Origin of the sequence: Rhodococcus sp. NPDC057014 (assembly GCF_042673295.1) — a bacterium.
Taxonomy (GTDB): domain Bacteria; phylum Actinomycetota; class Actinomycetes; order Mycobacteriales; family Mycobacteriaceae; genus Rhodococcus_F.
This window is the reverse complement of record NZ_JBHUSF010000380.1, coordinates 1-7,792: the sequence shown is the minus strand read 5'-3', so window position 1 is coordinate 7,792 and position 7,792 is coordinate 1. Positions and strand designations below refer to the sequence as shown.

Sequence of the window (7,792 nt, the reverse complement as noted above, 5' to 3'; positions counted from 1 at the left end):
ACCCCCCCGGTCGTGGGGCGCCCCCCCCCCCCCCCGCCCCGGGGGGGCGGGTCTGTGCGGCGGGTTCCACCCCACCGCGGGCCGGGCGCGGGCCCTTCCCTGAGGGGGGCCCCCCACCTCTCCGCTCCCTCCATTCGCGGCCGGTGAGGCCGCCACATTCCCGAAGAGGAACACCCATGAGCGTCAAGACCCCACCGGACAAGACTCGGGCGAAGCCGGCTTCGCCGCTGCGCCGCGCCAGCCTCGACGGTGTGCCGCTGATCATCCCGATCACGTTGACCGCCATCGTGATGGTGGCAGGCCTGTTCGACTCCATCCCGAAGAACATGATCGGCGGGCTCGCCGTCATCGTCGGGCTGGGAATGCTCCTCGGGCCGTTGGGAAATCGGCTTCCCATCGTGTCCAAGATCGGCGGCGGCGCGCTCGTGTGCCTGATGACGCCGTCGATTCTGGTCTACTTCGGCGTCTTCAACGACAACACGCTCGACGCGGTGCATTCGCTGATGAAGGAAGCGAACTTCCTGTACTTCGTCATCTGCACACTCGTGGTCGGCAGCATCTTGGGCATGAGCCGCACGGTGATGGTCGGCGGCTTGATCAAGATCTTCCCGCCGCTGGTTCTCGGCACCGCCGTCGCCGTCTCGGTCGGTATCGGCGTCGCCATGGCCTTCGGCTACGACTTCCACCGCGCCCTGTTCTTCATCGTCGTCCCCATCCTCGGCGGCGGAATCGGGGAAGGCGTCATCCCGCTGTCGGCCGCCTACGCTTCCGCGCTCGGCGGAGAGTCGGGTGACTACATCGCCCAGCTGATTCCCGCCGCGATCATCGGCAACATCGTGGCCATCATCGGCGCCGGCGTCCTGCGCCGGATCGGTGAGCGCAGGCCGCACCTCGACGGCGGCGGCCGGCTGGTCAAGACCGGTGGCGCCGACGACCTTCTCTCCCCCGGCGACGATGCGGCGGAACAGGAGTCGAGTACCTCACCCCACTACGCGATGGGTGTGCTGACGATCTGCAGCCTGTTCGTGCTGGGCACCCTCCTCGAGCATCTCGTCCACCTGCCGGCCCCGGTGCTGGTCATCCTCATCTCGGTGATCTGCAAGCTGTTCGACGTCTTCCCCGCCAGTGTCGAGGACAGCGCCCGCGGCGTCTACACGATCATCTCCGGCTACTTCATCTACCCGGTCATGATCGGGCTCGGCCTGCTCTACGTGCCGCTGAACAATGTCATCGACGTCATCTCGATCGGCTACGTGATCACCTGTACCGCCGTGGTGCTCTCGATGGTGCTGGTCGGGTTCTTCGTGGGCAAGGCGATCGGCATGTACCCGGTCGACGCCTCCCTGGTGACCGTCTGCCACAGCGGCCTCGGCGGAACCGGCGACGTCGCGATCCTGTCTGCATCGAACCGCATGAACCTGATGCCGTTCGCGCAGATCTCGACCCGGCTCGGCGGCGTGACCACCGTCGTCTCCGCCGCCTCGCTCGTCCGCATCCTCGGCTGACACACCCTGCGGGAATACCCCGTGCGTGTCATTCACGCCCCAACCGCGTCGAGTGGCCCGATAATCGGGCGAGCACCGGTTGCGTCGTTGCCGGTGCATCGTCGCAGGAGGTACCGAATTGCAAACCAGGACCGTTCTCAAACTCACCGGCGCCACGGTGGCCGCGGGAGTGCTGCTGGCCGGGGTGATGTTCCCGATCGCCGCCGGGCTGGGGTATGCATCCAACCGCGCCGCCGACAGCGTCGGTAATTCCTCGGCCGAACTGTCCGACGGGGTGGTGCCTGCGGTGACGACGATGACCGACGTCACCGGGAACCCGATCGCCTGGCTGTACGACCAGCGCCGATTCGAGGTCCCCAGCGACCAGATCTCCAACGACATGAAACTGGCGATTCTCTCCATCGAGGACAGACGGTTCGGCGAACACCAGGGGGTGGACTGGCAGGGCACGATGCGGGCGTTCTTCACCAACACCACCAGCGGTCAGATCGAACAGGGTGCCTCGACGATCGACCAGCAGTACGTGAAGAACTACCTGCTGCACGTGGTCGCCAAGACCGACGGCGAACGCCGGGCCGCGATCGAGACCACGCCGGTCCGCAAGATCCGGGAGATTCGGATGGCGATGACCCTCGACCAGGAACTGTCCAAAGAGGAAATTCTCACCCGCTATCTGAATCTGGTGCCGTTCGGCAACGGTTCGTTCGGGGTGCAGGACGCCGCCCGCACCTACTTCGGCATCGACGCGAAGGACCTGAACCTGGCGCAGTCGGCGATGCTCGCGGGCATGGTGCAGTCCAGTTCCGCACTCAACCCCTACACCAACCCGGAGGGGGTGTTCGAGCGCCGCAACGTCGTCCTGGACACCCTGGTCGTGAATGTTCCGGACCGGGCCGCCGAGATCCGCGCCCTCAAGGAAACGCCGCTCGGGGTGCTACCGAAACCGAACAACCTGCCCCGCGGATGCATCGCCGCCGGCGACCGCGGGTTCTTCTGCGACTACGCGTTGCAGTACCTCCAGAACGCCGGGTTGTCGCGGGAGCAACTCGAAAGGGGCGGCTACCTGATCCGCACCACCCTCGATCCGGCCGTGCAGGGATCGGTGAAGTCAGCGGTGACCACCTACGCCGACCCGAAACTCCCTGACATCGCGAGCGTGATGAACGTCGTGCAGCCCGGGCAGGACCAACACCGGGTCCTGGCCATGGCCGGCAGTCGCAACTACGGTCTGGACGCAGCCGCCGCCGAGACGGTGCAGGAACTGCCCTATTCCCTGTCCGGGCACGGAGCCGGATCGGTGTTCAAGATCTTCACCACCGCAGCGGCCATGGAGAAGGGGCTGCGTCTGAACGCGATCCTCGACGTACCGGGCCGGTTCGACGCCTACGGGATGGGCGACGGCGGCGCCCCCGGGTGCCCCGGCGGCGCCTACTGCGTGCAGAACGCCGCCCCGTATCCGCGGGCACTGTCGGTCACCGACGCCCTCGCCCAGTCACCGAACACCGCGTTCGTGAAACTTCTCCAGGCCACCGGGGTCGATGCGACGGTGGACATGGCAGTACGCCTCGGCATGCGGTCCTACAACGAACCGGGCACCTCCGGGTTCGGGGACCAGAGTCTGGCCGACATGCAGAAGGCCCAGAATCTGGGGTCGTTCACCCTCGGCCCGGTGTGGATCAATCCGCTCGAACTGTCGAATGTCGCCGCGACCCTGGCCTCACACGGCAAGTGGTGCCCGCCGAGCCCGATCGACTCCATCGTCGACCGGCAGGGCCGGCCGGTGCCGCTCACCCAGCAGGCGTGCGAACAGGTCATCGATCCCGGCCTGGCCGACACCCTGTCCAACGCGCTCAGCAAGGACGACCTGCCCGGTGGCACCGCGTCGGCCGCGGCCGGCGCCGCCGGGTGGAAGCTGCCGATGTCCGGCAAGACCGGGACCACCGAATCGCACATGTCGTCGGCGTTCGTCGGGTACACGAACAACCTGGCAGGCAGCGTCTACGTGTTCGGTGACACGCCGACCCCGGGCCAGATCTGCACCAGCCCGCTGCGCGCGTGCGGGGACGGAAACCTGTTCGGCGGCACCGAGCCGGCCCGCACCTGGTTCACGGCCATGATGCCGATCGCGAACAACTTCGGCCCCACCGCCCTGCCTCCGATCGACCCGCGCTACGCCCGTTGACCGGGTGGTGTCGAGGCCCGCGACGACCTGAGCGGGCCTCCGCACCTGCGCGGTTCGGCGCGTACCGGGTGCGGAACGCCGCTGCTCAGGTGTGCGCCCGCAAGAGTTCGTCGCGGGTTCCGGGCATGCCGCTGCTGCCCCGTGCGGTGCTCTTGACTGCCAGAATCTGGTTGATCCCGAGCCGGTTCGCCGAGAACGCCAACGCCGCCCCGGCCATGTACAGTCGCCACACCCGTGCCCGTCCGGCGCTGCTGGAGGCCACCGCCGCGTCCCAGTTCGCCTCCAGGTTCGCCACCCAGGCCCGCAGGGTCAGCGCGTAGTGCTCGCGCAGCGACTCGACGTCGCGCACCTCGAAACCGGCCCCTTCGAGCGCGTCGATCATCGGTGCCATCGGTTCGATTTCCCCATCCGGGAACACGTAGCGATCGATGAACGACGTTCTGGAGAACGTGTCCGCGGTCTTGCGTGGTCGCCGCGAGATCGCGTGGTTGAGCAACCGGCCCTCCGGGCGTAACAGGGCGAACAGGTCCGCGGCGTAGGTCGACAGCATCGTTTCGCCGACGTGTTCGGCCATGCCGATGCTCGAGATCGCGTCGTAGGGGCCGTCCGCGACGTCACGGTAATCCTGGACCCGGATCTGCACCAACTCCCCCACCCCGGCGTCGACCATCCGTTTGGCGGCGTAGTCCGCCTGCTCGTGGGACAGGGTGACACCGACGACGTGCACACCGTAACGACGTGCCGCGTGCAGCGCGAAAGTCCCCCACCCGCAGCCGACGTCGAGTACCCGCATCCCCGCGGTCAGTCCGAGCTTGCGGGCCACCAGATCGCATTTGGCGTACTGGGCCGCGTCCAGATCCCCGCCCGGCTCCGCCCAGTACGCACACGAATAGGTCATCGACTCACCGAGCACGAGTCGATAGAAATCGTTGCCGACGTCGTAGTGGTGGCTGATCGCGGCGGCGTCCCGGGCCTTGTCGTGCCGGCGCCCGCGCGGCGATGTCATCTCCTCCGCCGGCGGCTTCGGTGGCAGCCCGACGATCCCCAGACGCAGCGCCGCCGTCGCCAGCGCCTTCTTCGTCTGCCCGTCGATCCGCACACCGGGGCCCCGGCTCGGGTCCGCAACCTCCTCCAGCGCGTCCAGTCCGGCGAGCAGGTCACCCTCGATGTCGATGTCGCCGGACACGTAGGCCCGGGCGAAACCGAGATCGTTCGGCGCCCACAGCAACCGCCGCAGGCCACGCCGATTGACGAGGTGCACCTGCCACGGCGCGTCCGCAGGTCCACTGCGACTACCGTCCCAGCACCCGATCCCCACCGGAACCTGCGTACCGAGCACCGCGCGAACCAGCGGAGCCACCGTGTCAGCGACCGTCATACCCACCTCCGTCGAAGTGTGGGTCCGGCGTGCGCACTTCATGCCGCTCGCCGTGACCCACAGACCTGTCAACCCTCAAACGTCCCGAAATCCACCTCGTCGACCATATCGATGGAACGTCCGTCGCCGCAGACCATCACACCAACTACTGCCACCGATTCGGGCGTCGCGATTCTCGAATCTCGCCGCCCGCACGCCTGGGAACGACTAGGCGAATGTCGGTGTTCTCTGTTCGTCTCGCCGACGACTCTGAAGTGGTCGCCCAGGTCGCCTGGACCGCCGACAGAGCGAAAGGACTTTCCGTGCCAACTGACACCTCCGCTGCAGCCGGACGGAACTCGTCGAAGATGGCACGTGCACAGCTGCTGTCGACCGCGGTAGCACTCCTGGCCGAGCAATATGGTTGCGGCCAGGAAGCCGCCTTCGACGCACTCCTCGACATTGCCCACCGCAATCACGCCAGCGTAGCTGGCGCGGCCGAGCACGTCCTGTCCCGAGAATCGACGGTTGACGGCCGGAAAGAGCAGCAGGGACCTCGCGATTTGAGGCAAACGCCCCATGCGACGACGGAACCGGCGGACCGATGATCAGGGCATGACGAAGCGAGTTCAGGAATCACGGAAATCACCGGTCACGACCGAATCTGCATTCGAACCACCCACCGTCGGGCGGGTCGGCACGTGCCTGTCGGATCACGGACCTGACGCGGCGGACGGCGGGCGGGTCGATGCGGTCGACGTGAGCAGGAGTGTCGGGCGGCGGCAGATTCTCCAGGAGCTGTCGCTATCGGTCGAACCGGGCGAGTTGGTCGCCATTGCCGGCGGCAGCGGAGCGGGAAAGAGCACGTTGCTGGAGATCCTTGCCGGACTGCAACCACCGTCGGCCGGGGAGGTTCGGCACGACGGCGTCGTTCGCGGGGCCCGGGTCGTCGCCGATTCCCGTATCGGCTACGTACCTCAGGACGACATCATCCACCTCGAGATGCCGCTGCGCCGCACGCTGCGGTACGCGGCGCGGCTCCGGCTGCCCGCGGGCACGTCGGCGGCCGAAGCGGACCGGATCGTCGACGAGACCATGCAGGACCTCGACCTGGCCGATCGGGCCGAGGTGCCGGTCCGTGCGCTGTCCGGCGGCCAACGCAAGCGGGCGAGTATCGCCGTGGAGCTACTCACCCGGCCACGGCTCTTCTTCCTCGACGAACCCACCTCCGGGCTCGATCCGTCGACCGCAGCCGACGTGATGCGCCTGCTGCACCGGCTCAGCCGGCGCGGCGTCACGGTCGTCCTCACGACACACGAGCCCGCGGGCATCGACCGGTGCGACCGGGTGGTGTTCCTGGCACGCGACGGACACCTGGCCTTCACCGGCAGCCCGACCGAGGCTCGGCGCTACTTCGGTGTGGAGGATCTCGCCGAGGTGTACGACCGGCTGGCACGCGAGCACACCCCTCAGATCTGGGCGCAGCGATTCGCGGCCTGCGGTGAGAATTCGGGTGCCCGGCCCGGCGCGGCCCCACCGCCCCGCGCCGCCACCCGCTCGAACGTCGAACGCCCGGGCATGGTGCAGCAGTGGTGGCTCCTCACGCGGCGCAATGTCGATGTTCTTCTGCGCAACCGGCTGACCCTGGCGGTCTTGCTCGGCTCACCGGTGCTGGTCACGGCGATGATGGCGACGCTGTTCCAGCGCGGCGCGTTCGATCCGCGCGGCGCGGCCGACCTCGGCCCCGCCCAGATCGTGTTCTGGATCGCCTTCGCGGGCTTCTTCTTCGGCCTCACCTACGGCCTGCTCCAGATCGTCGGGGAGATGGCCGTCTTCCGGCAGGAGCGCCTGGCCGGGCTCGGCGTGAGCGCGTACGTGGCCTCGAAGGTGACCGCGCTGCTTCCGGTGCTGGCCGGAGTGAGCGCGCTGCTTCTCGGTGTTCTGCGGGCGCTCGGTCGGCTCCCCGCCGTCGGATGGCACGTGTACGCCTTCCTGTTCGTGACGATTGTGATCGAAGCGACGTCCGCGCTGGTCCTCGGACTGCTCGCCTCGGCCGCGGTGTCCAACGCCGCGCAGGCCGCCCTCGCCCTGCCGATGCTCTGCTTCCCTCAGGTTCTGTTCGGTGGCGCCATCGTCCCCGTCGACGAGATGGCCGTCCCGGGACGCCTGATGAGCCTCGGCCTGTCCAACCGCCATGCCTTCGAAGCATTGGGTCGTGACCTGGACCTCGACCGGTACAGCACCGCGGTGCCGGCCATGTCCGCCTACGGCGACACCTTCCGGGGCGGTACCGGCGGCAGTCTCCTCGCGCTCGCCTCGTTTGCCGTGGGCCTCACACTCGCCACGGTGTGGGTATTGGACCGGCGATCCCGGCCCGGCGCATCCCGGCGATGACCGCCCGGCACGGTCGGTCCCGCCGGACGCCGGACGCGTCACTTCCCTGCGACCTCATTGACCGGGAAGCCCACCAGACCCCGGTCGATCGCGGCGAGACTGGCCTGCGTGCGGTTGTTGACACCGAGTTTGGCGTAGACACGTTCGACGTGGTTGCGTGCCGTCTTCTCGGCGATGAACAGGTCGGCGGCGATCTCCCGGTTGGACCGGCCCTGCGCGACGAGTCGCAGGATCTCGACCTCGCGGTCGGTCAGCCCGGCCGGCCAGGGCGTGGGGGGCGACAGCCCCGGTGCCGCCGCCGCCCCCACGCCGGCCCCCCCCACGGCGGCGAGGCGCCCCGCCCCCCCGGCCCCC

At 68.3% G+C, this 7,792-nt stretch carries 6 protein-coding genes; 4 read left to right on the top strand and 2 right to left on the bottom strand.

The annotated features are described in order from the left end of the window. Positions 1 to 176: 176 nt before the first annotated feature. Positions 177 to 1,505 (top strand): 2-hydroxycarboxylate transporter family protein, encoded by a 1,329-nt coding sequence (locus tag ACFTZB_RS40145; protein ID WP_378440675.1) that lies wholly within the window; start codon positions 177 to 179, stop codon positions 1,503 to 1,505. Positions 1,506 to 1,692: 187 nt separating this feature from the next. Beyond that, positions 1,693 to 3,687 (top strand): transglycosylase domain-containing protein, encoded by a 1,995-nt coding sequence (locus tag ACFTZB_RS40140; protein WP_378440677.1) that lies wholly within the window; start codon positions 1,693 to 1,695, stop codon positions 3,685 to 3,687. Positions 3,688 to 3,772: 85 nt separating this feature from the next. Here the strand turns inward: ACFTZB_RS40140 and ACFTZB_RS40135 are convergent, their stop codons facing one another. Further along, complete coding sequence (locus ACFTZB_RS40135; RefSeq protein WP_378440673.1) at positions 3,773 to 5,065, bottom strand: class I SAM-dependent methyltransferase; 1,293 nt, start codon at positions 5,063 to 5,065, stop codon at positions 3,773 to 3,775. A 215-nt stretch (positions 5,066 to 5,280) separates the two neighbouring features. Between ACFTZB_RS40135 and ACFTZB_RS40130 the strand changes: the two genes are divergently transcribed. Together ACFTZB_RS40130 and ACFTZB_RS40125 are read left to right on the top strand one after the other, a co-directional pair. Beyond that, positions 5,281 to 5,652, top strand: coding sequence for a hypothetical protein (locus ACFTZB_RS40130; RefSeq protein WP_378440671.1), 372 nt, complete (start codon positions 5,281 to 5,283; stop codon positions 5,650 to 5,652). Between the two features lie 7 nt (positions 5,653 to 5,659). Beyond that, positions 5,660 to 7,438 carry an ATP-binding cassette domain-containing protein gene (locus ACFTZB_RS40125; RefSeq protein ID WP_378440669.1) on the top strand — a complete coding sequence of 593 codons (1,779 nt, stop codon included), beginning with the start codon at positions 5,660 to 5,662 and terminating at the stop codon, positions 7,436 to 7,438. 38 nt (positions 7,439 to 7,476) lie between these two features. On the opposite strand, the gene ACFTZB_RS40120 is transcribed toward ACFTZB_RS40125, so the two are convergent. Beyond that, positions 7,477 to 7,792: response regulator transcription factor (locus ACFTZB_RS40120; protein ID WP_378440667.1), on the bottom strand; the 316-nt coding region annotated here is incomplete at its 5' end.